Origin of the sequence: Gardnerella sp. DNF01151 (assembly GCF_049244235.1) — a bacterium.
GTDB classification, from domain to species: Bacteria; Actinomycetota; Actinomycetes; order Actinomycetales; family Bifidobacteriaceae; genus Bifidobacterium; species Bifidobacterium swidsinskii.
In genome coordinates, this window is sequence record NZ_CP058389.1 from 523,565 (window position 1) to 548,193 (window position 24,629).

The window sequence follows — 24,629 nt, forward strand, 5'->3', positions numbered from 1 at the left end:
TATTGGAGGAATCATGAAGCTAGCTGATTTTGCAGAGTCTGCTCGCGCGCTATTTAAGCGGCTGACTCGTATGCGCGCTAATAAGTCCTCCAAAAGTGCGGAATCTTCCGCAAGCTCTGGAATTGCTGCATCTTCCGAAAATACTGAATCTGCGCAGTCTACGCAGTCTTCGTAATCTTCATCATCACAAGAGCAATCTTCCCCAAAACCAATGTCCACACTTCGCAAGCTGGCTGAGCTGATTGCGCTTGTTACTATTGGCGTTTTGTGTTTCAGCTATCCTGTGGTTTCTACTTTGGTCAACAATCACGCTGCCAAAGAACTCTCAATCTAGTACGATAAATTAAATAAGGAAAAGACTAAAGAAAATCGCGCGGAAATTTTGGGAAAAGCGCGTGAATACAACGCTCGCCACAAGGCGATTATTAGCGCGGACCCGTATAACGGCAATAACGACTACATGGACACTCCCGAATATAAAGAGTACGAAAAAGTGCTTAGTGATGTCGATGCTGAAGGCGTTGTGAAAATACCGAAAATTGACGTGAGGCTGCCGATTTACCATGGAACTACTCAAGATACTCTCGCGATGGGAGCGGGGCATTTGTACGGCACGGATTTGCCGGTGGGCGGCAAAAGCAGGCACACGGTTGTGACGGCGCATACGGGTATGCCGGATGCCACAATGTTCGACGATTTAAACACGCTGAAAAAAGGTGATTACTTCTACTTTGACGTGCAAGGCAAGACTCTTCGATACAGAGTGTTTCGCATAAATGTGGTGGAGCCGAACGATATTCGTTTGTTGCGGCGCGAAAAGGGGCGCGACTTGGCGACGCTGATTACGTGTACCCCGTATGGAGTTAACACGCACAGGCTGCTCGTGACGGGGTATCGTGTGTTGCCGGATCCTGCTAACGTGCCGGGCGACCATATGCAGTGGTCGTTGTGGATGACGTTGTTTGTGATATCGATGGTGATGTCTGCGGTGTTGATGGCGATGATGCTGATTGCGTCGTTGCGAAAGAAGAATGGTGTGAGTAGTGTGCAAGGCAGGCATTTGCTGGCGGTTTCGCGCAAAATCTTGCGTAAGTTGCGCAAACGACCTGCCTGAGCGCAGCAATGCGACACGCCGGCTTGCGTGCAAGCTCATTCTGAGTATAGTAGTTACTCGGTTCGCGAAACGAGCCAAGATAACCAACGCCCCTTTAGCTCAGTTGGTTAGAGCAGCTGACTCTTAATCAGCGTGTCCAGGGTTCGAATCCCTGAGGGGGCACAAGCGAAACCCAAGCTTCACTGCTTGGGTTTTTTCGTATCTAATCTCTCCGTCACGCATATGCAGCAGCGCGCGTTTGTCCTTCTTTGCGGTCAAGCTGGAAACATGACCTCGTCAAATATGATGCCGCAATTATTCCAGGATGATGCCCAGCTTGAACAGCCGCAACCGTCGCAACAACCGCTGCTAAATTTAGCACAGTCGCAGTCGCAACAAGTTCAGTCGTCGCCGCAACTACTTACGCCGCAGCAAGCTCAGCCGCGACAGCTCCCTCTAAAAGCCGCCGACACGACTGCCGAAAATCCATGGCCTGTTGCCGTTTTAAGTCAAAAGTTCCACAGCGCCGTAGAACGATGGCCAGCAGCGTGGATTGAGGGTCAAATCGTCGAAATTAACATGCGCCGCGCTTCTTCCGGTTACATCACCCTTCGCGACAGTAATGAAGAAGTGTCGATTTCCGTAATGGGCTTCAGCAATTTCGTGCAGCAGGCGCGCGAACTTCGCCAGGGTGACCGCGTAGTCGTTCACGGCAAGGCGGATATTTGGGTAAAAGCCACGCGCTTGAGCTTCGTTGCAGACGAAATCCGCCGCGTCGGTGCCGGTGACTTAAAAGCGCAAATTGACGAGTTGCGAAAAAAGCTTAAGGGCGAGGGCTTATTTGACGCTGAAAATAAGGTTCCGCTGCCGGAATTTCCTAAGTGTGTCGGTCTCGTGTGCGCTCCTCAAGCGCGCGCGGAGGGCGATGTTATTACGAACGTGAATTTGCGCTGGCCTGTTACGCGCTTCAAAGTTATTCACGCGCACGTGCAGGGCGTGCAGTGCCCGGCGGATATTATTGCCGCAATTAAGCAGCTCGACGCGGATCCAGAAGTTGACGTTATTATCGTTGCTCGCGGCGGTGGAAGCTTTGAAGATTTGATTGGTTTTTCAGATGAGGGTGTGGTTCGCGCTACTGCTGCGTGCATAACTCCGATTGTGTCTGCAATTGGCCACGAGGACGATTGGACGCTGATTGATTTGGCTGCAGACATGCGCGCTTCGACTCCTACGGATGCTGCAAAGCGCGTGGTTCCAGACGTACGCGAGCAGTGGCAGCTTATTGATAACGCGTTGCAAACTATGCGCATGCGAATTTCTGCGCGCGTAGACAATGAGATTCGTCTCGTTGAAGGTTATGCGAATCGCCCGAGCCTTACGCGCCCGAGCACTATGCTTGAGCCGCACGAGCGTTTGGTTGAGCAGGCTGTTGAGCGAATGCGTCACGGTTTGGTGCGACTTCTTGACGACGCGAGTTTGACTGTTGAGAAGGCTCACGCGAGCTTGACTGCGCTAAGTCCGCAATCGACTTTGAATCGCGGGTACGCTGTTGTGCAGCTCAGTGGTGGGCGAGTGCTTGACGATGCGGCTTTAGCGAAAGTTGGCGACGATATGACAGTTACGCTTAAAAGTGGCGTGGTTCTTGGCAAGGTGACTGGAACAAAGTCAGCTGTTACTAAGTCTGCTTTCATAAAGCCAAGTAAAAAGTCAAGTAAGTAATTTTTTAGATATTTTAGATATTTATTTAGATACAACGAAAGGTTAGATATGAGTGAGAAAGTAACGAAAAAAGCGGAAGAATCAGCAGAAAACACAGAATTTGCAAGCACACTTACGAAAGAAGAGCGCGCTGCGATTGAGACGATGCCGTACGAAGAGGCTCGCGAAAAGCTGGTTCAGGCGGTTCAAGCGTTGGAAGCTGGCGGTTTGACACTAGATCAGTCCATGCGTCAGTGGGAGATTGGCGAGGCGCTGGCAAAGCGCGCGCAGGGTTTGCTTGCCACGGTTCGCGCTAAGTTGGACGCGGCACAAGCGGAACAATCGGCGACGGCAGCTACGGCTGGCACGCAATCGAATCTTGAGGATTAGCACTCGCTGATTATGCGCTCAGGCGGCATAAACTACTCGCGACTGAGTCGTTTTGGTCGGATTCTTGCGAAAAAGCGGCATAAACTACTCACCCTTGCACTGTTTCTGCCGTTTCTGCTGCGCGCCGCAGTGACACGCCATAGTGTATAATTGCCATTTGTTGCCTCGGTAGCTCAGTGGATAGAGCACCACTCTCCTAAAGTGGGTGTCGTCAGTTCGATTCTGATCCGGGGCACTTTTATGTGTGGACGTTGTGCAGTTTATATTTGTGCAATGGTGTTGTGTGCTGTATAATTCGCCTATTTTTTGTTGACAAATATTAGTTTCTTTCGTATAATTGAGTAGTGGTGAAGCCAGGCAGTGTCTGGTTCGCGAAGAGCCAATCAAGCGATTGATTGGCTCTTTGTGCATCTAATAGCGGGGGATTGGTGGGGATGATGGTGATTTATAAACCTTTTACTACTATCAGACAACAAATAGAATTACTTAAGTCTAGAGGAGTAGTGTTTCCTGATGAGATTAAAGCTATGGAAATACTTGAAAGAGAAGGTTACTATAGCGTTGTAAATGGATATAAAAATCCATTTCTTGAGTCAAAAAATTCGAATAAATATGTTCAAGGAGCAAAGTTTGAACAAATTTATTATCTTTTTAAATTTGATCGTGAACTTCGCAGTATTATCTTTGCGGCTACAACTAGAGCAGAAGCATTGTTAAGGTCATCATGTTCATATTGCTTTAGCCAAATGCACGGTAATGAAGTTAATGCTTACCTTAATGAAACTAACTATGAAGATCCAAAGGAATCAGGTGGTTTAATTAAAGCATTTAATCGAATTATAGAAAATAATAAGTCAAATAATCAAAAATTAAATATAGGAAAAGAGTACATACGACATTGTATCAATAATCACGATGGGCAAGTTCCATTATGGGTTTTATCTAATGATTTGACTTTCGGACAGATGTTCTGGTTTTACAAAGCGCAAACTAAATGCGTGAGAGGTTTGGTTGCTAAAAAATATACTGAACTTTATAATTCTTCACACTGTTCTCAAAAAGATATTACGTCAATAAAAATTGATTCTATTTATAGAAGAATTAAAGAGTTCAGAAATATTTGTGCGCATGATGAACGTTTGTATTGTGCTAGACCGCATAGTGATAATGCAACAGTCTTTCAGCTTATTAAAGATTTCGACATATTATTAGAAACTAGCTATTATCTAGAGTTTTTAGAGAAGATTGAAAAATTACTTGTTGCGCTTTGCGATAAAGTTCCAAATTGCTCTAAAAATGTTATTGAATGCATTGGAATGTCTAGTATTGATGAATTTTATGATTGGAAAAATAAAATTAAAGAAAATATTATCTTGAATAGTAACTTGTCTGTTCCAAACGAGGCAACGCTTAAGGCTATGAATCACGCTAATCAAATTATGAATGGCAAAATTTCTGACGATGGCATTGCTTTTAGCAATGCTAATGAAGCTAAGGCATTTTTGGATAATATGTCATGAAAATGTCATGAAAATTATTCGCGAGTCGCGAAATTATTCCTAATGTTAGGGGATAGTGTTAGATTATTTCTAACTTAAGCGATGATCCGTTATCGGCGGGGAGTTTTCGGAAGAACGGCGAGGATTCGTAAGGTTTTCGCTTATTAGAACCGACGGGGTTGGCCCGCACAGCCAAACACGAGAGGCTATGGGAATAGTTCGATTGCGTTGCATATTTGTGTTACGCACTTGCGTTATGCATTGCGATACACGTTACGTAATCATCTTATAGCAAGCGAGGTGGTACCGCGGCAGTAACTGTCGTCCTCGCAGGGAAATATTCACCCTGTTGAGCGAGGAGAGCACAGTGAGCGAATCCACTAATCCAGCAGCAAACGCGTCCGAAAATACGTCCGCAAATCACGTATACCCAAAGGTAAGTGTTTCAGCATCAACGCAAGAAAACTCCGGCGCGCAAGTTGCACCAAATCCTTCCTTCCCAAAGCTTGAAGAATCAGTTCTCCAATACTGGGATGCAAACAACACTTTCCGCAAGTCAATCGAATACCGTCCGTCCGGCAAGGGTAGTCAAAACGAGTTCGTGTTCTTCGACGGACCTCCATTCGCAAACGGTCTTCCTCACTACGGCCACCTGCTCACAGGCTACGCAAAAGACGTCGTTCCGCGCTATCAGACTATGCGCGGTCGCAAAGTAAACCGCGTTTTTGGTTGGGATACTCACGGTCTTCCTGCAGAGTTGGAAGCGCAGAAGGAACTCGGCATCGAGTCGGTTGAGCAAATCGAAAAAATGGGCATCGCAAAGTTTAACGATGCTTGCCGTGCCAGCGTTTTGAAGTACACAAACGAGTGGCAAAACTACGTGCATCGTCAGGCTCGCTGGGTTGATTTCGAGCGCGGTTACAAAACGCTGAACATTCCATACATGGAATCCGTAATGTGGGCTTTTAAGCAGCTTTATGATAAGGGCTTGGCTTACAAGGGTTACCGCGTGCTTCCGTACTGCCCGAAGGACCAAACTCCACTTTCAGCCCACGAGCTTCGCATGGACGCGGATGTGTACCAGAATCGTCAGGATACTACCGTTTCCGTTGCCGTTAAGCTTCGCGACGAAGCCGACGCTTACGCAGTATTCTGGACCACTACTCCTTGGACTGTGCCAACCAATTTCGCAATCGTAGTTGGCGCAGACATCGACTACGTGGAAGTTCGCCCAACTGAAGGCAAGTTCGCAGGTAAAAAGTTCTACATCGGTAAGCCTTTGCTCGGCTCCTACACTAAGGAACTTGGCGAAAATTACGAAGTTGTGCGCGAACTTAAGGGTGCTGAGATGGCTGGTTGGCGCTACTACCCAGTGTTCCCATACTTTGCAAGCGATTCTGCGCTCGCAGAGGGTGGCACTCCTGGTCCTAACGCTTTTACGATTTTCACTGCAGATTATGTTGACACCGCTGAAGGTACTGGTCTCGTTCACCAGGCTCCTTACGGCGAGGACGATATGAACACGCTTAACGCGCACGAAATTCGCAGCGTTGACGTGCTCGACGCAGGTTGCAAGTTTACAAGCGACTGCCCAGATTACGAAGGCTTGTACGTTTTCGACGCGAACTTGCCAATTTTGCGTAACTTGCGTGCAGGAGACGGTCCGCTTGCTCAAATGCCGGAAGATCAGCGCGCGTTGTTATTCCAAGAAAAAAGCTACGTGCACAGCTATCCTCATTGCTGGCGTTGCGCAACTCCGCTTATTTATAAGCCTGTTTCTAGCTGGTTTGTGTCTGTTACGAAGATTAAGAAGCGCTTGCTTGAGCTTAATCAGGAGATTAATTGGATTCCTGGAAACGTTAAGGACGGCCAGTTTGGTAAGTGGCTTTCTAACGCGCGTGACTGGTCGATTAGCCGTAACCGCTTCTGGGGTTCGCCAATTCCAGTGTGGGTGAGTGACGATCCAAAGTATCCTCGTGTAGACGTGTACGGTTCGTTGGAAGAGCTTAAGGCTGATTTTGGCGACTATCCGCGCGATGACGACGGCAATGTGAATATGCACCGCCCGTATATCGATCGCCTTACTCGTCCAAATCCAGACGATCCTACTGGAAAGTCGCAAATGCATCGTATTACGGATGTTCTCGACTGTTGGTTTGAGTCTGGTTCCATGCCTTTCGCGCAGTTCCATTATCCGTTTGAAAATAAGGAATTCTTCGAAGAGCACTTCCCATGCGACTACATCGTTGAATATATTGGTCAGACTCGTGGCTGGTTCTACACGCTTCACATTATGGCTACGGCTCTATTCGACCGCCCAGCTTATAAGAACGTGATTTGCCACGGCATCGTGCTTGGTTCCGACGGCCAGAAGATGAGTAAGCATTTGCGCAATTACCCGGATGTGAACGGCGTTTTCAACGAGTACGGCTCGGACGCAATGCGCTGGTTCCTCATGTCTTCGCCAATTTTGCGCGGTGGCAATTTGATTGTGACTGCAGACGGCATTAGGGATACGGTTCGTCAGGTTATGCTTCCAGTTTGGAGCTCGTACTACTTCTTCACTTTGTATGCGAATGCTGCAAACGGTGGTAAGGGTTATGACGCTCGTCGCCTTCGCGCGGATGAGGTTGCAGGACTTTGCAACATGGATCGTTATTTGCTTGCTCGCACGCGTTTGCTTGTTGAGCGCGTAGAAAAGTGCTTGAACGAGTTTGCGATTAGCGATGCTTGCGCAGCAGTTGGCGATTTTATTGACGTGCTTACGAATTGGTATATTCGCGGCAGTCGTGACCGCTTCTGGAATGAAGACGAGACTGCTTTCAACACGCTTTACACTGTGTTGGAAGTGTTCATGCGCACGATTGCTCCTCTTGCTCCTATGGAAGCTGAGGCTGTGTGGCGCGGTCTTACCGGCGGCGAATCCGTGCATTTGGCTGATTGGCCTTATTTGGTGGAGCCTGAAACTCTTTCAGACGGTGAGAAGAACCCTAAGGCTGGAACAGTCACTGAGCTTGGTGCTGTTCTTGCTCATGACGATGCTTTGGTTGCTGCTATGGATAAGGTTCGCGAGGTTGTGTCTTCTGCGCTTTCGTTGCGTAAGGCGGAACAGTTGCGCGTACGCCAGCCATTGGCAAACTTGACGGTTGTTGCAGAAAATACTGCTGCTGTTGAGCCTTACGAGCAGGTTCTTGAGCGCGAGCTTAACGTGAAGAATGTTACATTCTGCACTTTGGAAGACGCAAGCAACCACGGTTTGAAGATTGTTCACGAGCTTAAGGTGAATGCGCGCGCGGCTGGTCCTCGTTTGGGTAAGCAGGTGCAGTTTGCTATTAAGTCTTCTAAGAGTGGCGATTGGCGAGTTGACGAGTCTGGCGCTCCTGTTGTTCAGACTCCAAACGGCGAAGTTGCGCTTGTTGAGGGCGAGTATGAGCTTGTAAATCGCGTTGAGTCTTCGGATGCTCAAGCGGCTGCGAATACTGCTTCTGCTGCAATGCCAACTGGCGGTTTCGTTATGCTCGACACTGCTTTGACTAGCGATTTGCTTGCTGAAGGTTACGCTCGCGACGCTATTCGCGCTGTTCAGGATGCCCGTAAGGAGAACGGTTTGGATATTAGTGACCGAATCGCTTTGACTTTGAGCGTGCCAGCTTCGGACGTTGTTAAAGTTGAGCAGTTCCGCGATTTGATTGCGGAGGAGACTTTGGCTACGAGCTTCGAGGTTGTTGAGGCTGATTCTAGCGCAACTGAGCTTAGCGTAACTCTTAAGCGTGCGTAAAACACAACTAACAGCTAATTAACTAAACAAAACGTGCCGGTGTATTTCAATACGTCGGCACGTTTTGTTTTACTTCTAGTTTTATTTGACTACCGTGTTGTAGCTACTCTAAAGAATTTCATTATTCTCAATATCCATCCAGGCATAATAAAAGTGACGTGCTTTTGTTCGTTCGAGTGGTTCTCTATAATTGGATGCTCCAAATCAAAGTACTCAAGTACGTCTTCGCCGTTATCGAATTTTCTATCAATTTCTTTTCCGCTTATCTCTTTACTTTTTGTGGTGTTTTTCATAATATTGTTCCTCCTTCTTTCGTGATCTTCTTACAGAAATAATACGAATTCGATTATTTCTTTTTGTTATTACTGCAGTCCAATGTTTGCTGTCTATCTTTCCAAAAACTAAGTAGCGAGAGTCATCATTGCCTGAATTTTTGGATTTGATTTCAGTTATTTCATTATTCCAAAGTATTTGAGCTTTTTTGAAACTGATACCATGTTTAGCTAAATTTTTTAAGCTCTTTGCAGGATCGTACTCAAAATTCATACTCACCTTCTATCGTCTATTTTAACGTAAAATAGCATCAATTGAAACTATTTTTAATGATTGTTGTTTTGTATTAAGTATCGTAAATGCTTTAAGTCGGCTTTCCTAGATTTTTTTACGCATTGTGGTTAAAGGCTATTTATAGAAGCAAGCGCTACCGCATTGAGCTTGCTTGAAGCGCACAATGCAGCTTCAAGCAAGAGCAATGTGACACCCCATTTTCTATGGGTTCCTATAGTGTCGATAAGACAACAATACAAATTTTTACTCGATTTGTGTTTTGCGTTAATTTATATTGCATGATATTCAAAAAGAAAGTGCAGGTGACGAAATGAGTAAAGATGAGAAGGGTCGGTGTATTTCGTTCACGCTATAAGCGTGATTCATCTAGCGTCACCGTTCCTACTGGAAATAATTCTGGCATTATTATCGGAAGTATAATTATTGCAATTTTTGTGATTTTGGCAATTTTTGCCGATGCTTTTACTGCAATCACTGGCAATAATCCTTATGATGAGCATCCAGAATATTTAGATTTTAATTCTGTTCCAACAGGTTTTGGTGGCATTAATTTCCAGCATTGGTTTGGTGTTACGCCACTTCGTGGTCTTGATATTTTTGCAATTGTGGCTCATGGCGCGCGCGTATCTCTTGGAATTGGCGTCGCTTCTACCATAATATCGCTATTTCTTGGCATCGTAATCGGCATGATTGCAGGGTATTTCAGTGGTTTTGCAGATGCTTTGCTTTCGCGCACAATGGACGTGTTCTTCGGTTTCCCGTTCCTGATTTTTGCGATTGCTTTGTCTGCTGTTGTGCCGCAAGATTTTCCGCGTCCGCTTCTACTAATACTTGTTTTAGGATTTTTTGGTTGGCCAAGTATTGCGCGTTTAGTTCGCGCTCAAACTCTTACGCTTAAATCTCGCAATTTTGCAGTTGCATCTCGCGTAATGGGAGCCGGTACGTGGCATGTTCTTCGTGAACAAATAATGCCAAATATGATGCCGTTGTTGCTTGTGAATGTAACGTTCCTTATTCCTGGACGAATTGGAGCTGAAGCTGCGTTGTCTTTCCTTGGCGTTGGTATGAATCCGCCTTCGCCTTCGTGGGGTCGCGCTATTGCGGAAGCTGTGCAGTGGGTTTTAGTTGACCCATGGTATTTACTTTTCCCTGGAACTGCACTGTTCTTGCTAACTTTCGGTTTTAATCTTGTTGGTGACGGTTTGGCTAGTGCTCTTCAGCCTCGCGCTAAAAAGGCGGCGACGGCATGAGATATAAGGAAAATATTAGTAATAGCGATACAAAAAATAGTAATAGCAGTACGAAAAATATCAGCAATAAGCAGAATGTAAATAATACGCAGAAGAAAAATATGCAACAAAATATTAGTAATAACAGCAATAATGAATCCGCAAAAAACTCGCGAATTATTAGCAAAACCGTAGATTTTCTTACGTTTTTAATAAAGCGTTCAGCAAGCGCGGTACTTGTTTTAACACTGATTGCAGTTGTATTATTCCTTATTTTCTTTATGCTCCCAGCGAATCCTGCGCAACTTGCTTGCGGAAAGCCTTGCACTCCTGAACGTTTGGCGCGAGTTTCCGCATTTATGGGCACGGACGCGCCGTGGTATGAGCAGCTTGGAAACTATATTCGTGGGATATTTTTTGGACGAGAATTTGGAACTAATTCTGCATCCTCAGGAATTTCAGCCGCTGGTGCCGCAATTATCTGCTCGTCTCCATGCTTAGGCTGGTCCTTCACGCTTAACGAACCAGTCACAGATCTTATTATGAGCCGTTTTGCTGTGACAGCTTCTTTGGCGATTGGCGCTGCATTACTTTGGGTAATTATTGGTGTAGTAACCGGAGTGATTTCTGCTTCTAAAGAAGGATCGCTTTTTGATCGTGCATTTAGAGCGCTTTCTTCAGTGGGGATTTCGTCTCCTGCTTACCTGATTGGTATGCTTGCAATACTTGCTTTTGCAGTGTATCTGCCAATTTTCCCTACAGGCGGTTATGTGAATTTTTCGGATGATCCTTTAGGTTGGCTGCAGCATTTGCTACTTCCGTGGATTGTTTTGGCACTTCTTAACGCTGCTTATTATACGCGACTTACTCGTGCTCATATGCTTGACGAGTTGCAACAGGATTATATGCGCACTGCCTTGGCTAAGGGTATGCCGCGAACGAAAGTTATAACTCGTCACGCTCTGCCTAACGTAATGCTTCCTGTGCTAACAATGTTTGGCTTGGATCTAGGCGGTTTGCTTGGCGGTGCTGTGATTACTGAGAGAGTTTTCTCTATGCAAGGTTTGGGTTCGCTACTTCTTGATTCTGTTAAAAATCTTGATTTGCAAGTGCTGGTTGGTGTGACGCTTTTTGCGGCTGCGCTTGTGATTGTTGCGAATCTTATTGTTGACATCTGTTATCGTTTCATCGATCCTCGTGCCGCAGTCTGTTAGTGCCTTTCGAGTGAAATTGTTAGTGGGCGAGGACTAAGCGCTTGCGTTTGCTTGATGCTGCTCGTGTCAGCTCGCTCACTTTTTCTCAAGTTCAAAAATGTTAAATAGCTTATGCGCGAGTTTTAAAGAATTAAATTTTAAATAGAAAAGATTAAAGAAATAAGGGGATTATTATGTTCATTTTCAAAAATAATACGGCTTCAAAGAAAATTCTTGCTTCAACAGCAGCTTTTTCACTACTTACAATTTCACTACTTTCGCTTTCAGCTTGCACAAATTACAACTCTGGGAAAACCAGTATTACGAACACTTCCGTGCTAAATTCTAATCCTAAAAAAGGCGGAACTTTTACAATATTTACGTCAAATACGAATATGAATTTCGATCCAGCGCGCAGTCAGGGTTTGCCAATTACGTCAAATAATTTCATCTTCCGCGCACTTACTACGTGGAAAGTAAGTCCGGATTCAAGCGAGCAAACGCGCGTAGTTCCAGATTTGGCAACGGATACTGGCACAACAAGTGACGGCGGAAAAACTTGGAAATACACTCTTAAAAAGGGTGTTAAGTATGAAGATGGAACCGAAATCACTTCGCACGATATTAAATTTGGTATTGAGCGCTCGTTTGCAGATTCGTTAAGCGGTGGTTTTGGATATCACAAAACTCTTCTTGTTGGAGCTGAAAACTATAGAGGACCATTCGACGGAAAGTCGCTTGATTCGATTGAAACTCCAGATAATCAAACGATTATTTTCCATTTGAAAGCACCTTTTGCAGATTGGCCGTGGGTGACATCTTTGGCTGCATTTGTGCCAGTTCCAACTAGTTCAGGCGATGCTCAGACATATAGTAAAAGGCCGAAATCTTCAGGACCATACAGGATTGTGCAGAACGAAGTTGGAAAGCAAGTTGTAATGCAACGCAATAAGTATTGGGATTCCAAGCTTGACAGTACTCGCACAGCTTCTGCAGATGAAATTGTGTGGAAACTTGGTTCAGACACTACTGTTTCAGCTCAGTCTATGATTCAAGGAAATACGGATACAAAAGCCGCATTTTTGGCTGATTTTGTGCCGCCTGCTCAGCTTGCACAAGCTCAAGCGCATCCTCAATCTCGCAAGTTGCTAACTACTAGTAGTGATGGTGCTCTTGAATATTTGGCTATGAATACGCGCAGAATAACGGATATCAATGTTCGAAAAGCGATTCAGTATGCTGTTGATAAGCAGTCGTATCGAACTGCGAAGGGCGGCGAAATTGCTGGAGGTTTTGCTACTACGCTTATTACGCCTGGTATTTCTGGTCGAAAGCAGTTTAATTTGTATTCTGAAGATCCTCGAGGGAACGTTGAGAAAGCTAAACAACTGTTGAAAAAATCAGGTAAAACCGATATTAAGTTGATTCTGATTGCTCGTCCGGATCAAACGCAAGTGGCATCTTCTGTGCAATCAAGTTTAAAGCGAGCTGGTATTAAAGTGACGATTAAAACTGTTGACGCAGTAAACTTTACGGATGCAATTACGTCAAATTCCGGAGATTACGATTTGGCTTTGGCTTCGTGGCAGCCTGATTTTCCTTCTGCTTTTGCGAATTTGGGACCGCTTTTTGATTCTTCGCAAATTGGCGGCGGTAACTGGAATATTTCTCGTTATTCGAATCCTAAAGTAGATGCTTTAATTCGCGAAGCTGTGCAAACTGTTGACGAGAATTCGGCTCATAAACTGTGGCAAAAGGCGGATCACGCTATTATGGAAGATTCTCCTGTTGTTCCGCTTATTTACTCGCATAATACGTTTATTCATGGAAGCGGTGTTGAGAATTTCTACATCGGAAGTTTTCCTGCTTACCCTAATTATGCAGCTGTGTCTTTGAATAGGTGATTGAAGATGACGAATTTGGATGCGCAAGCTTTGGATAATAAAGATTTGGATGCGCGTAAAAGAATTGTTATAAGTGTTGAAGATTTGTCGGTTTCGATTGACGGTAGGCAAATTACACGCAATGTTTCTATGCGATTGCGTGCTGGAATGGTTTCTGCGTTAGTAGGCGAGTCCGGTTCTGGAAAGTCACTTACTGCGCTGGCTCTTATGGGATTGCTCGATAATAATGCGCGTGTTGAAGGGAATGCGGCACTTCTTAACGCTTCGGATGCTAACGAATCTTTTATAAATTTGCTTAGCGAAGATGCCTCTTATGAGCATATTCGCGGTGGTATGATTGGCATGATTTTTCAGGAGCCGTCCAGTGCGTTTAATCCTGTGAAAACAATTGGCAAGCAAATAGAAGAAGCGCTAATATATCATCCTGAAAAAGCAGGAAAGCTTAGCCAAAGAGAGCGTAAGAAGCGTGTGATTTCGCAGCTTCTCGAGGTTGAGTTGAGTGATGCTGAGCGCGTGTATCGTTCTTATCCGCATGAGCTTTCTGGCGGCCAACTCCAGCGTGCGATGATTGCTATGGCTTTAATAAATCGTCCACAAGTTTTGATTGCAGACGAGCCTACAACAGCACTCGACATCACCACGCAACGAGATATTTTACGTCTTATACGTAATTTGTCGGAGAAATTACAGCTTGCTGTATTAATTATTACGCACGATATGAGTGTTGTGCGCGCGCTCGCAGATGAAATGTATGTAATGCAAGGCGGGAATATTGTGGAATCTGGCGAAGTTCAGCATATTTTTGCGAATCCTAAGCACGAATATACGCGCACTTTGCTAGATTCTGTTCCTAAATTTGATATGCAATATGCTTCAAGTGGTGATTCTTATGAAAGTATAGAAGAAGTAGCAAAAGCAATTGCTAAGAATATTGCTAAGAATATTTCTGAATCTCCAGGATCTGAATCTCCAGTAGTTGAAGTTCAAGGCGTAAGTGTGAAGTATTCGCATGCTCGTTTTAGCAAAAATTCAAATAAGCTTGCTCTCGCTAATGCAAACTTGCGCATTAACTCTGGCTCTACACTAGCTTTAGTCGGGGAGTCTGGAGCTGGGAAAACCACTATTGCAAAGCTTATTTCTGGGCAAATCAAACCAAATTCAGGATTAGTGCTACTTAATGGAGAAAACTTAAACAGATTAAACAATAAAGCTCGCCGCCAAGCATTATCGCGAATTGGATACGTTTTTCAAGATTCAGGTTCCGCACTAAATCCGCGTAAAACCATTGGCTGGAGTATTGCAGAACCATTACTTTTACACACGAATCTTGATGCCAATGAGCGTTTAGAGCGCGTTGAAGAAATGCTTAATCAAGTACAACTGCCAGTTGAATTCGCAAGCCGTTTTCCTCACGAGCTTTCCGGAGGTCAAAGACAGCGCGTAGGTATTGCGCGAGCGTTGATTTTGCAGCCTTCTCTGCTTATTGTGGATGAGCCAACTTCTGCGCTTGACGTAACAGTGCAACGTTGTGTACTTAACTTATTGCATGATTTGCAACAAAAATACCGTTACGCATGCTTGTTTATTACTCATGATGTTGGCGTTGTGCAAGAAGTTGCTAGCGAAGTTGCCATAATTAGAAATGGCAGCGTTCAATATATTTCGTAGTATGTTTTCCTAGTATGTTGACACTCGCCATTACGATAGTAAGCGTTTTTAGGAGGTAGTTTATGGCATCGTCGGCAGCAATTGGCGTTTTTGATTCTGGGCTTGGAGGCATTTCCGTGGCTCGTCAGTTGCATGCTGCTCTGCCGCATGAGCGAATTATTTATTTCGGCGACTCTGCAAACGCGCCATACGGCATTAAAACGCCTGAAGAAGTTAAAAAGTTAAGCTTTGCAATCGTCGAGCATTTTGTTCGTTTAAATGTAAAAGCTGTTGTAATTGCTTGTAATACTGCCACTTCCGCAGCTGTGAACGATTTGCGCGCGCATTACAATATACCTATCATAGGTATGGAGCCGGCGCTTAAATTAGCTTGTGATTTAGGTAAAGGTGAGCCTCAGCGCGTAATCGTAGCTGCAACTCCGCTTACTCTTCGCGAGCGCAAGTTTGCGGATTTGCTGCAACGTTTTTCGCAAAATAACACGATTTTTTCGCAGCCTTGTCCTGATTTAGTGCGTATTGTTGAGCGTGGGGAGCTTAATAATCGTGATGTAGTTTTTGCTGCTCTTCACAAGTATTTCGACGAGTATGATTTAGACAGTATCGATTCGGTTGTGCTGGGCTGCACTCATTTTGTGTTTTATAGGGATTATTTCCGCGAGTTTTTGCCTGCGCGCACGAATATTGTTGACGGCAACGAAGGAACTATTAATCATTTGCGCAAAATATTGGAACTTAATAATGAGCTTGCAAGCGATTCTCAAGAAGGCAGCATAACTCTTACTAATTCGGATACAAGCTTGCGCATGCAGCAACTTGCGAAGAGCTTGTGCTGAAAGACTTGCGTTAAGATTTTGCGTTAAAAATCGCTCTTATTCAGCCAAAAAATACTTTAGAATATTGGCACAAAATCAAAGTAAGCAATGCCGCAACCCAAAGCACATCTATTAGCAAGTCGTATCGCAAACGGTAATAGCTTTCAACCAAGCTAAAACGCTTAACAAGCAACTTTTGCGAACTTACGCTTGCGTGAGTCAAAGATATAAATTGCATTGTTGTGGAGAACATAAGCACAATGCACCACGGGCACAACGCGTGAATTACGAACATAGATTGCGAAAACAGCCAGTAAGCATAGACAAGAGCGCATAACCCACCAAGCCAAGTGCAGATTGCGAACCATCGCGGCACGCGTACGCGAATCATTCCAATAACTGCGAGCGTTACGAATACGCTTTCTGCAGCAATTCCAAAGAATGCGTTTGGGAAGCTTAATTCGCCAAATTTCACAATTTCTGCCTGCCAAGTTTGTGCAACTCTAGAGCAGGACACAACGCTGTTAAAATCGCAGCTGAGCAGTTTTTTAGGTGCGCGCGCTAAAGCAAGGGTTTCAGCAGAAAGTATAAGCGAAGTTACGAGTGCTACTGCAGAGAAAAATAGCATAATGCCATACGTCCATGCTGCAGAGTGCCTCCATCCGCTAAGTGTTGTTTCATAGTTTTCTTTAGCGGCGTCAGTTTGCTTCATTGCTGCTCCTAAAAGTTACTAATTGCGAATGATGTGAATAATAATAAATAATAGCAAATAATTATGTGTGCATATTCATTTCTCGTTACATGGCACAGTTTACGATGATTATATGACCGCAATAAGCAACAACCAACGTGAAGCATCAAATCATGCTAGCGATAGCAACTCCAGCATGATGAGTTTTGCGCGCGAACGCTGGGATTTGCACTGTCATACTGTTTATTCAGACGGTACTGCAACTCCAGAAGATTTAATTACGCAAGCTAAAATCGTTGGTTTGCAAGGTGTTGCTATTACTGATCACGACACAACTGCAGGATGGCATGATTTTCAAGAGGCTGCTAAAGCTTCGAATATGCCAGTATTATTTGGTTCGGAGATTACTGCGCAAGACTCAGGCGTGTTTGTGCACATGCTCGCATACCAGTACAATCCGAAAAATAGCATGATTGTGAGCATGTTTGAGCTTACTAGGAAGCGTCGTTTTGATCGCACAAAGCGTATGGTTGAATGTATGTCGCGCGATTTTCCAATTACTTGGAATGACGTTTTGGCTCAAGCGAAGCTCGGTGACTTAACTACGATCGGGCGGCCGCATATCGCTGATGCTTTAGTAAAAGCTGGCGTGTATAAAACGCGTTCTGAAGCTTTTGCTGGGCCTATTTCTCCGTGCAGCCCGTACTATATACCAACTCCTTCTCCAAATGTTCGTGAAGTTATTGAGGCTGTTAAAGATGCTGGAGGGGTTGTTGTTATTGCGCATCCTGCCGACCCTACGCGTAACCGCGTGCTTCTTTCGGATAATCAAATTATATCGTTTGCTAAAGCTGGTCTTGACGGTTTAGAAGTGTATCATCGCGGAAATTCTAAAGCACAGCGTGAAAGACTGCTTTCTTTAGCGAGTAAGTGCGATTTGCTTGTGACGGGCGGCTCGGATTGGCATGGCTACGGTAAGCCAAATCGTTTGGGCGAAGAAACAACAAGCCGCGAAGTAGTATCGGAAATACTCTTGCGCGGCTATAAGCTCTAAAACTCTTTATTTATGTTGCTGTAAAGTTTTTGCCGTTTTTTCGCGCGTAGCCGGCTTTTTCTTTACGCAGCTGCACAGTTTCTGCCGTTTTATCGACTTAATCCGACCAAAACTTTACACACGTGTAAAGTTTCTGCCGCTTTTAGCGGAATTTCGTTATTTTAGTTGAGCGCGCCGAAGCCCACTGAATGCTTTGGCGTATCGCCGATGAGCGCGTAAGACAGCGACGAAGCTGAGACCATAATAGTGCGCCCATTTACGTCCGTAAACTCAAGCATATCTTTGGAATCGTTAATCACTTTGCGCACTTCTTCTGCGCTTTGGTTGGTTTCAAAATCGATGGAATCAGAAACGTTTTTTACTCCTAAAACAACTCGCATACATACTCCTTTTGCTTTTTACGCTATTTATCGTTTTAATTAGTATTTAGTATTTTATTTATCTTAGTCTAAGTCTGCTTGTGCGTCGCGCATTGCTCGTTCTTCACGCTCTAGCAGAGGGATGATTACGGTTTCTGGTTTATCGTCATTTTTTTGCGTATTTCTTTCTGTATCTTCAGAAAGTTTTGAGTCCGAAGAAGTCTCGTTTGCGCTATCAACCTTACTGTCACGCTCAACTATAACTTCATCCTTAACCTCAGAATCATTGTTGTTCTTGGCGTCCTTAGTTTCCTCATTGCTACCAGCGTTACTAACGTTTTCATGCTCAGCACTAGCATTGCTATCGGCAGATTTACTCATTGCAGTTTGCACAATAGTTTCTGCGGTTTCGTGTACTGTTTGAGTTTTTACATGAGTAATTACTTGAGTTGCTGTGTCGTCAGCGAGTTGTGCTGCTTTTTCAGCCTCCTCAGCGTTAGCTGCGTGTGTGCCAGCATATTGAACTTTGCGCTCATGAGTATCGTCGCTTATAGTTTTGTTGCTATCGTAAGTCTCGTCTTGAGTGTTATTTAATTCAGTATTTCTTTCTGAAGTAATGTCTCGCTCATGAGTTTCGTCGCTATTTCCAGTGTTTAGTTGGTTTTCAGTAGAATTATTCTTAGAAATTTGGCGACTTTGCGTATTGTCATTTTCAAGAAGCGTTCCAACTGTAATAGTCGAGGCGGGATTTCCTGCAGCACGACCAGTTTTAGCAGTTTGTGCATTGCTAATACGACTAAGCTCGTGCGCTAAACGCTCAACTTGAGCCTTAAAACGCATAATACTGGTGTTATCTGCACGTTGCAAAGCTTGAACAAAATCGCCAACTTGTTCCATTTGCAGCCACAAGTTTGCGCGAAGCATAATCAAACTATCTAAACGAGAACCCATAATTCTACCGTATGCAGAAAGCACTGCGTTTCGGCGCTGCTCGTTAAGTTTTGCAAAAATCCAAGCCAAATCGCGCGCAGGATCGTTAATTTGCATTCTTTGCCAATTTGTCACAGCAGTAATTGTTGAGCCAGCAAACAAAATGTCGCCATCCATAAAACCGCCGTGTACTGGGCAAGTTTCAAATGACCACAATCCTTCAGTTTCCAACACTCTTGACCAACTGTCAGTAATTTCGGTTGGAATATGACCGGCTTGACGAAGTCTTTTAATCCAACCGGTTAACTGTGCGCGAATTTGACCAGTAGTAAAAGCAGGGTATTTTCCGCGCGTTACGAAAGTAGGGCGCAGGCGATGAATAGCGCCGATTGCAGTTCCAACATTTGCGCAATCGTCGGTAGTAAGAAGACGCAAGTCGCGAGCGCTACCTTCAAGATGTTCGCAAATAAGCACAGTGTCTTCATCGTTGTTGTTGGCAATAATGCTTGATATTCGTATAGATTGCTGTTGTGTAGATTGTTGTTGTACGTATTGTTGAGTGCCAGCAACTGTAGAATTTCCATCGGTTACATTATTTGCAACGTTTCCAGCGTTGTTATTAGCATCTTCGCGTTTTCCTGGCATAAACGTGAGCATAGTGTCGTAAGCGAATCCCAAAGCTGCCAAATCTTTACTGTGCTCAAGAGTCCATGCTGCACGAGCCCGGTCATGCAAACGCTTGCGACCTTTACTATCCGCACTGATAAAAACGTCGTAAAGCTTACCGGAAATATCTTGCACAACGGCGTGAGAAATTCCAGCCGCGGTATCAGTGGCATTAACTTGCTCACTTTGGCGCGTTCCTGCAAACTGTACTTCGGGCATGGCTGCAGATGCCAGTGCTGCCAACTTGAATCTACTGAGTTGTGTCACACTCCCACAGTAATACAAAGCACCGAAATTTTGCCAATTTTTTGTAAGTTATACACATATTTTTATTCTTGTTGCGTAAGTGTTGTTATTGCTGCAACAATAGAATTATGAATTCTTCACCAGAACCTTCGCAAGTGACTTCTAAAACTTCTCAAGTGACTTCTCCAGAAGCACTTTTAGACGGGTTGGATAATTCGCAACGCGAAGCTGCTACCGCACTAGAAGGGCCAGTGCGCATTATAGCTTGTGCAGGAGCTGGTAAAACGCGCACTATTACGCGCAGAATTGCGTATGCTTGCGCTACTGGTAAGTGGGATCCTGAAAGAGTTTTGGCAGTTACTTTTTCTGTAAAAGCAGCTGCGGAAATGAGATCGCGTATTGAGGCTCTTGGTGTAAGTAATGTTGGATGCGTCTCAACATTTCATTCTGCGGCTTTGCAACACATTCGCAGCGTGTGGAACGACGTCTGTTCAGCACAATTTCCATCAATTATGAATGATTCTCAGCAAATCATAGCTTCTGCGCTTAAGCGTTATCCGGATTTTGCGGATATGACTTTGTTGCAAACTCGCGATATTTTGGCAGAAATTAATTGGGCGAAAGTTTCGCTTATTGCGCCTGACGATTACTTGCGTGTGTGCGCTTCTACGCACCGTTTGCCTCCTGCAGGTTTAGAGCCGCAGCAATTTGTCGATATATATGAAGCTTACGAAACCGAAAAAAATGCGCATAATTGCATCGATTTTAACGATATTCTTCTACTTTGCTGCCATATTTTACGAAATTTTCCGGAAGCTGCAAACCGTATTAAGCAATCAATCGGATGGATCACAGTTGACGAATATCAGGATGTGTCTCCTTTACAGCACGAATTGTTGCGATTATGGATGGGGCAGAACCGCGATATTTGCGTAGTGGGCGATCCTGCGCAAACAATCTACTCGTTTGCAGGTGCGAATAGTTACTATTTGCTTTCATTTCCGCAAGAATTTGCTCCTCTTGGAGCAGATATTAGTTTGAATACCGACTACCGCTCCACAGAACGCATAGTAGGTCTTGCTAATAGAGTGCTTGCGGCTTCTGCGCATAAAAAGGATTACGTAAAAGTTAAGGCGGCAACAAAAGGCGGCGTTCGTGTTAGCCAGCAAGTTTTTGCAACCGATGTTGAAGAAGCTTTGGGTGTAGTTGAGCAAATTGCAAAACTTGTAAAAAGCGGCGTTGCGCATCTTGGGGAGTGCGCAATACTAACGAGAACCAATGCTCAACAGCAAGTAGTTTGTAAAGCGTTAAAAGCAGCAAAACTTCCGTATCGCGTGAGAAAAGACGTGGGGTGGCAGCGAAATGTTTTAGAGGATGCGCAAAGCTACGGTTCTCAAGGTATTTCTGACATTTTTGCATCTTCTAATATTTCAACTGTTACTGTTTCAACTATTCATGCTGTTAAAGGTTTAGAGTTTGCGCATGTTTACGTAATTGGCTGCTCTGAAGGGCTTATTCCTTTTGGCTCTACGACTGATGACAGTGCTTTGGAAGAAGAGCGCAGACTTATGTACGTTGCAATAACTCGCGCAGAAAAGACTTTGCATCTTTCTTACGCTTCTAGAAAAGACAGTGGAACTGGCATGAATCGCGTGCCTAGCCGCTTTCTGGCTTAATCTCGCGGCATAAATTTTACGCTCGTGTAAAGTTTTGGTCGCTTTTGGTTGAGACCGACCTTTTCTTTACACAGTTGCACAGTTTATGCCGTTTTGAGCGTTGATGTCGATTATTCAGCTGGATTGTTATTGAATCAGGAGTTTTACAAGAGTTTTATTCGCCGTCAGCATCAGTTTCGTCGGAATTGCCGGATTCGTTGCCAGCTTCGTTACCGGATTCGTCGTCAGTTTCGTTACCGGTCTCGCTGTTTTGCTTCTTTTGGCGTGCATCCTCTTCCAAAAGCTTGCTAAGTTCAGCATCCCAATCATTTGTGCCTAAATCGTCTTCTGTTAATTTTTCAAAAGATTTTTCGATAGGCGCATTTTCGATAGCGTTATCAGTATTTTTGTTACTTTCGTAACTGTCTGCACTTTCGTGACTTTCGCTAGTTTTTTCAGTTGCTTCATTAGTTTGATTAGACTGAGTTTCTATTGCATTTTTTGCAGCAGTTTTCGTTGCATCCTCCGCATCGATTTCTTTCGTAACTTCGTCACCTGCGTTACCAGCTTTACCTTCATTACTAGCGTCTTTCGTAACTTCGCTAGCTTCCGGCAAAGTTGGCAACAAATCTGGATGACTCCACAAGCTATCTCGCTCTTCAATACCGCGCTCGCGAGTCAACTTTTCCCACAATTGCGATGCCTCGCGCATACGGCGAGGGCGCAAATGCAAACCAAGTAACGATTCAAACGTCACTTCTGCAGGTCCTCCTGCAGCTCGCTCGCGACGCATCATCTCTCGCAACTGCTCAATGTGCACAATATGAGCCATTCCAGACTGCCATGTAACGCAATCAACCCAACCTTCAACAAGTGCAAGCAAAGTTTCCAAACTGTGCAAAGCTTGACGCTGCTCCTCAGAATCATTGCTGCCAATATTTTGCAAATTAACAGCTCCTGAAATTGCTTCCGGATTCATTGTTTCCACGTCGCGAAGCTGTTCTTCCATAGCCTCTAAATCAATACTTATTCCGTTTGCGTACTTAATAATCAGTGCTTCAAATCGTGGCATAAGCCATGGCACGGATGCAAATAATCTTGCGTGTGCAGCTTCTCGCAAAGCCAAATAATTCATGACTTCTGTAATATCCAACTCCCACACTTTTGCATACTCAATGCAGTTGTATGGAATTAATCCGCCTGCAGGATTTTGCAACAGCGCAAGACCTTGATCAAAACTGCCGTGTACTTCGTGTGAAAGTGCTCCAGCTGCTTGACCCAGTTGCATAGCAAACGAAGTGTTTCCAAGCAGTTTCATGAGTTGCGCTGGATTATTCATTCCTTCAGGCAACGGAATCGGCACAACTCCTGCAAATAATCCTTTTACTTCAGCATCATCCACATCTCGGAATCGCTCTTCAATAACAGAAGTGAGTGCTTCATTTACTGATTTTGCAACAGGATTAGCGAATTTAACCCAAGCTTCAAGCGTTTTTTCTACCCAATCAGCTCTAGACAATACTTCTGGCGTTCCAGGAGCAGGATTGAAATTGCACGTTATATCTAGCCACAAGTTCGCTTGGCTTAAAGCTCTTCGTGTGGCATCTGCTACGTCTGCATTTACATTTCCTTGATCGCCATTAGCGTGCTGTAAAGCAATAGATTGCGCTAACTTGCGATTAATTGGCCCTTCTTCAAGTGTTGCTTCCATTTCGTATGGATTATTAAGACCGCCTGCACTAAAAGCTTGCATCATTCCGCGAACTTCGTCTGGTTTAGGAAGCTTATCAGGATTCTGATTTAAGAGTTGTTCGCGTAGCTCAAACGGAAGCTGATCAAGTTGTTTCCATGCTTCTTCTCCCTGTATTGGCCCAAAGCATTCAATGAGCCATTGGTGAATTGCATCGTCATTCATGAGCGTATCCTTCTCGTGCCACGTGTTGCATAATTTACAGTTTTTATTTTTATACGTTTCGTATCTGCACGTATTTGTACGTATTTTATAAGTATTTATACGTATTTTACACGTCTTTATATGCGAGTTTAGCGCATCTTCTTAATAAAAATATTTTTTAATACAAATATTCTACTCGATAATATGGTTTTATGTGCTATAACTTGCGTGCAAATATATTTTAAAGCAAAACTATATAGGGCTTGTGTCATGATACAAGCATGTTTCGCTTTTCTACAGGTGCTAGTGTATTCCGTGCGTGTTTTAGATCCTTGCGCTCGCTGTCTCATGCTTTAGTTTTGTACATTACTTCGCATTCTTTGCGATATTTTGCAGGATTCTTTACAGTAATTGTTGCGATTTTTGCGTTGTCGCTTCCAAGTGCATACGTCGTAGAAGAGCCTGGTCCAACGCAGGATGTTTTAGGATCCCTATCAAATACTCCTGTGATTGATATGTCTGGTTCTCGAGTAAAAGAAAATCATGATACTGGTAAATTATTGTTGATTACTGTCAATGTTTCTGGTGTTCCTGGATATGAGGTTTCAACATTTTATTCATTGATTTCGTGGATGGATCCTCATAAAAGTTTGTTGCCTCGTGAAGCTATTGTGCCAGTAGGGCAGAGTGCTGACGAGTATGAGAAGGAATCCACAAACGAGATGAATGATTCGCAAAGCCTTGCTCAAAATGTTGCGTTACAGTACGCGTCTAAGCATCTTGGAATTAAAAAAGAAGATGTAAAAGTTCGTTTACATATTGAAGATATTGGTGGACCGTCTGCCGGAATGATGTACACTCTAGGAATTCTTGACAAGCTTACTCCTGAACAAGAAACTGGTGGTAAGACGATAGCCGGAACTGGAACTATTGAAAAATCGCAAAAAATTGGTGCAATTGGTGGTATTCGGTTAAAGATGATTGCAGCTAAAAGAGATGGGGCTACTTGGTTCTTAGCGCCTTACGATAATTGCAATGAAGTTGTTGGGCATGTGCCACAAGGTTTGCGCGTTGTAAGTGTAAAAACATTGGATGATTCTTACAAAGCGTTAAAAGCTATTGGTTCTGGTCGTGGTGCAAATAAATTGCCAAGCTGCAATGTGAAATAAAACAATAAACCAAATAAAGCAGAAACCAAATAAAGAGCAGAAAGTGGGCGATGAGGGACTCGAACCCCCGACATCCACCGTGTAAAGGTGGCGCTCTAGCCAGCTGAGCTAATCGCCCGTTTGCAACAAATTAA

At 44.3% G+C, this 24,629-nt stretch carries 18 protein-coding genes, 3 tRNA genes and 1 pseudogene; 15 read left to right on the forward strand and 7 right to left on the reverse strand.

Annotation, left to right across the window (positions count from 1 at the left end; all coding sequences use genetic code 11):
* The first annotated feature begins 13 nt into the window (after window positions 1-13).
* From HXT37_RS02260 to ileS, 7 genes and pseudogenes are all read left to right on the forward strand, one after another.
* Window positions 14-1,114 (forward strand): annotated as a pseudogene (locus tag HXT37_RS02260) (class C sortase).
* An 88-nt stretch (window positions 1,115-1,202) separates the two neighbouring features.
* Window positions 1,203-1,276, forward strand: a tRNA-Lys gene (locus tag HXT37_RS02265).
* A gap of 120 nt (window positions 1,277-1,396) precedes the next feature.
* Window positions 1,397-2,812 (forward strand): exodeoxyribonuclease VII large subunit, encoded by a 1,416-nt coding sequence (gene xseA, locus HXT37_RS02270; RefSeq protein ID WP_116440628.1) that lies wholly within the window; start codon window positions 1,397-1,399, stop codon window positions 2,810-2,812.
* A 48-nt stretch (window positions 2,813-2,860) separates the two neighbouring features.
* Entirely contained in the window at window positions 2,861-3,181 is a 321-nt protein-coding gene (locus HXT37_RS02275) for an exodeoxyribonuclease VII small subunit (protein ID WP_004110585.1), read from the forward strand.
* Window positions 3,182-3,343: 162 nt separating this feature from the next.
* Window positions 3,344-3,416: transfer RNA gene (locus HXT37_RS02280), tRNA-Arg, on the forward strand.
* A 199-nt stretch (window positions 3,417-3,615) separates the two neighbouring features.
* Window positions 3,616-4,701: an Abi family protein gene (locus HXT37_RS02285; protein WP_240318296.1), complete on the forward strand. Its 1,086-nt coding sequence runs from the start codon at window positions 3,616-3,618 to the stop codon at window positions 4,699-4,701.
* A 346-nt stretch (window positions 4,702-5,047) separates the two neighbouring features.
* Entirely contained in the window at window positions 5,048-8,458 is a 3,411-nt protein-coding gene (ileS, locus tag HXT37_RS02290; protein ID WP_064622013.1) for a mupirocin-resistant isoleucine--tRNA ligase, read from the forward strand.
* 89 nt (window positions 8,459-8,547) lie between these two features.
* Here the strand turns inward: ileS and HXT37_RS02295 are convergent, their stop codons facing one another.
* Complete coding sequence (locus HXT37_RS02295; RefSeq protein ID WP_033888599.1) at window positions 8,548-8,751, reverse strand: hypothetical protein; 204 nt, start codon at window positions 8,749-8,751, stop codon at window positions 8,548-8,550.
* The gene (locus HXT37_RS02300) at window positions 8,729-9,004 is read right to left on the reverse strand and encodes a BrnT family toxin (RefSeq protein ID WP_004110572.1); all 276 of its coding nucleotides are present in this window, start codon (window positions 9,002-9,004) and stop codon (window positions 8,729-8,731) included. The genes HXT37_RS02295 and HXT37_RS02300 overlap by 23 nt, the downstream gene beginning before the upstream one ends.
* 341 nt (window positions 9,005-9,345) lie before the next feature.
* Here HXT37_RS02300 and HXT37_RS02305 point away from each other — a divergent pair, with 341 nt between their 5' ends.
* From HXT37_RS02305 to murI, 5 genes are all read left to right on the forward strand, one after another.
* Window positions 9,346-10,275: an ABC transporter permease gene (locus tag HXT37_RS02305; RefSeq protein ID WP_064622007.1), complete on the forward strand. Its 930-nt coding sequence runs from the start codon at window positions 9,346-9,348 to the stop codon at window positions 10,273-10,275.
* Complete coding sequence (locus HXT37_RS02310) at window positions 10,272-11,468, forward strand: ABC transporter permease (protein WP_012913938.1); 1,197 nt, start codon at window positions 10,272-10,274, stop codon at window positions 11,466-11,468. The genes HXT37_RS02305 and HXT37_RS02310 overlap by 4 nt, the downstream gene beginning before the upstream one ends.
* Before the next feature lie 173 nt (window positions 11,469-11,641).
* Window positions 11,642-13,351, forward strand: a complete 1,710-nt coding sequence (locus tag HXT37_RS02315; protein ID WP_116773794.1) for an ABC transporter substrate-binding protein — start codon at window positions 11,642-11,644, stop codon at window positions 13,349-13,351.
* A 6-nt stretch (window positions 13,352-13,357) separates the two neighbouring features.
* Window positions 13,358-15,019: a nickel ABC transporter ATP-binding protein NikE gene (nikE, locus tag HXT37_RS02320; RefSeq protein WP_102703406.1), complete on the forward strand. Its 1,662-nt coding sequence runs from the start codon at window positions 13,358-13,360 to the stop codon at window positions 15,017-15,019.
* 62 nt (window positions 15,020-15,081) lie between these two features.
* Window positions 15,082-15,852: a glutamate racemase gene (murI, locus tag HXT37_RS02325; RefSeq protein ID WP_012913941.1), complete on the forward strand. Its 771-nt coding sequence runs from the start codon at window positions 15,082-15,084 to the stop codon at window positions 15,850-15,852.
* Between the two features lie 40 nt (window positions 15,853-15,892).
* Here murI and HXT37_RS02330 read toward each other — a convergent pair whose 3' ends face one another.
* On the reverse strand, window positions 15,893-16,543 hold the full coding sequence (locus tag HXT37_RS02330) for a vitamin K epoxide reductase family protein (RefSeq protein WP_004110557.1): 651 nt from the start codon (window positions 16,541-16,543) through the stop codon (window positions 15,893-15,895).
* A 175-nt stretch (window positions 16,544-16,718) separates the two neighbouring features.
* Here HXT37_RS02330 and HXT37_RS02335 point away from each other — a divergent pair, with 175 nt between their 5' ends.
* Window positions 16,719-17,576 carry a PHP domain-containing protein gene (locus tag HXT37_RS02335; protein ID WP_102703408.1) on the forward strand — a complete coding sequence of 286 codons (858 nt, stop codon included), beginning with the start codon at window positions 16,719-16,721 and terminating at the stop codon, window positions 17,574-17,576.
* Window positions 17,577-17,737: 161 nt separating this feature from the next.
* On the opposite strand, the gene HXT37_RS02340 is transcribed toward HXT37_RS02335, so the two are convergent.
* Both HXT37_RS02340 and HXT37_RS02345 read right to left on the reverse strand, forming a co-directional pair.
* On the reverse strand, window positions 17,738-17,956 hold the full coding sequence (locus HXT37_RS02340) for a DUF3107 domain-containing protein (RefSeq protein WP_004105154.1): 219 nt from the start codon (window positions 17,954-17,956) through the stop codon (window positions 17,738-17,740).
* A 63-nt stretch (window positions 17,957-18,019) separates the two neighbouring features.
* Window positions 18,020-19,750: a phosphotransferase gene (locus HXT37_RS02345; protein ID WP_033888646.1), complete on the reverse strand. Its 1,731-nt coding sequence runs from the start codon at window positions 19,748-19,750 to the stop codon at window positions 18,020-18,022.
* Window positions 19,751-19,905: 155 nt separating this feature from the next.
* Here HXT37_RS02345 and HXT37_RS02350 point away from each other — a divergent pair, with 155 nt between their 5' ends.
* On the forward strand, window positions 19,906-21,453 hold the full coding sequence (locus tag HXT37_RS02350) for an ATP-dependent helicase (protein WP_004110548.1): 1,548 nt from the start codon (window positions 19,906-19,908) through the stop codon (window positions 21,451-21,453).
* Between the two features lie 154 nt (window positions 21,454-21,607).
* Here the strand turns inward: HXT37_RS02350 and HXT37_RS02355 are convergent, their stop codons facing one another.
* On the reverse strand, window positions 21,608-23,347 hold the full coding sequence (locus HXT37_RS02355; RefSeq protein ID WP_102703410.1) for a zinc-dependent metalloprotease: 1,740 nt from the start codon (window positions 23,345-23,347) through the stop codon (window positions 21,608-21,610).
* A 260-nt stretch (window positions 23,348-23,607) separates the two neighbouring features.
* Here HXT37_RS02355 and HXT37_RS02360 point away from each other — a divergent pair, with 260 nt between their 5' ends.
* The gene (locus tag HXT37_RS02360) at window positions 23,608-24,495 is read left to right on the forward strand and encodes a YlbL family protein (protein ID WP_102703411.1); all 888 of its coding nucleotides are present in this window, start codon (window positions 23,608-23,610) and stop codon (window positions 24,493-24,495) included.
* 44 nt (window positions 24,496-24,539) lie between these two features.
* On the opposite strand, the gene HXT37_RS02365 is transcribed toward HXT37_RS02360, so the two are convergent.
* Window positions 24,540-24,613 (reverse strand) — tRNA-Val (locus HXT37_RS02365).
* Window positions 24,614-24,629 lie beyond the last annotated feature (16 nt).

Coding starts and splice junctions, on each gene's coding strand:
- HXT37_RS02285 (WP_240318296.1), top strand. CDS start 3,616: ATGATGGTGATTTATAAACCTTTTACTACTATCAGACAACAAATAGAA.
- HXT37_RS02310 (WP_012913938.1), top strand. CDS start 10,272: ATGAGATATAAGGAAAATATTAGTAATAGCGATACAAAAAATAGTAAT.
- HXT37_RS02275 (WP_004110585.1), top strand. CDS start 2,861: ATGAGTGAGAAAGTAACGAAAAAAGCGGAAGAATCAGCAGAAAACACA.
- HXT37_RS02335 (WP_102703408.1), top strand. CDS start 16,719: ATGATGAGTTTTGCGCGCGAACGCTGGGATTTGCACTGTCATACTGTT.
- HXT37_RS02330 (WP_004110557.1), bottom strand. CDS start 16,543: ATGAAGCAAACTGACGCCGCTAAAGAAAACTATGAAACAACACTTAGC.
- HXT37_RS02305 (WP_064622007.1), top strand. CDS start 9,346: ATGAGAAGGGTCGGTGTATTTCGTTCACGCTATAAGCGTGATTCATCT.
- HXT37_RS02360 (WP_102703411.1), top strand. CDS start 23,608: ATGTTTCGCTTTTCTACAGGTGCTAGTGTATTCCGTGCGTGTTTTAGA.
- HXT37_RS02355 (WP_102703410.1), bottom strand. CDS start 23,347: ATGAATGACGATGCAATTCACCAATGGCTCATTGAATGCTTTGGGCCA.
- HXT37_RS02340 (WP_004105154.1), bottom strand. CDS start 17,956: ATGCGAGTTGTTTTAGGAGTAAAAAACGTTTCTGATTCCATCGATTTT.
- xseA (WP_116440628.1), top strand. CDS start 1,397: ATGATGCCGCAATTATTCCAGGATGATGCCCAGCTTGAACAGCCGCAA.
- HXT37_RS02350 (WP_004110548.1), top strand. CDS start 19,906: ATGAATTCTTCACCAGAACCTTCGCAAGTGACTTCTAAAACTTCTCAA.
- murI (WP_012913941.1), top strand. CDS start 15,082: ATGGCATCGTCGGCAGCAATTGGCGTTTTTGATTCTGGGCTTGGAGGC.
- nikE (WP_102703406.1), top strand. CDS start 13,358: ATGACGAATTTGGATGCGCAAGCTTTGGATAATAAAGATTTGGATGCG.
- HXT37_RS02300 (WP_004110572.1), bottom strand. CDS start 9,004: ATGAATTTTGAGTACGATCCTGCAAAGAGCTTAAAAAATTTAGCTAAA.
- HXT37_RS02295 (WP_033888599.1), bottom strand. CDS start 8,751: ATGAAAAACACCACAAAAAGTAAAGAGATAAGCGGAAAAGAAATTGAT.
- HXT37_RS02315 (WP_116773794.1), top strand. CDS start 11,642: ATGTTCATTTTCAAAAATAATACGGCTTCAAAGAAAATTCTTGCTTCA.
- HXT37_RS02345 (WP_033888646.1), bottom strand. CDS start 19,750: ATGCCCGAAGTACAGTTTGCAGGAACGCGCCAAAGTGAGCAAGTTAAT.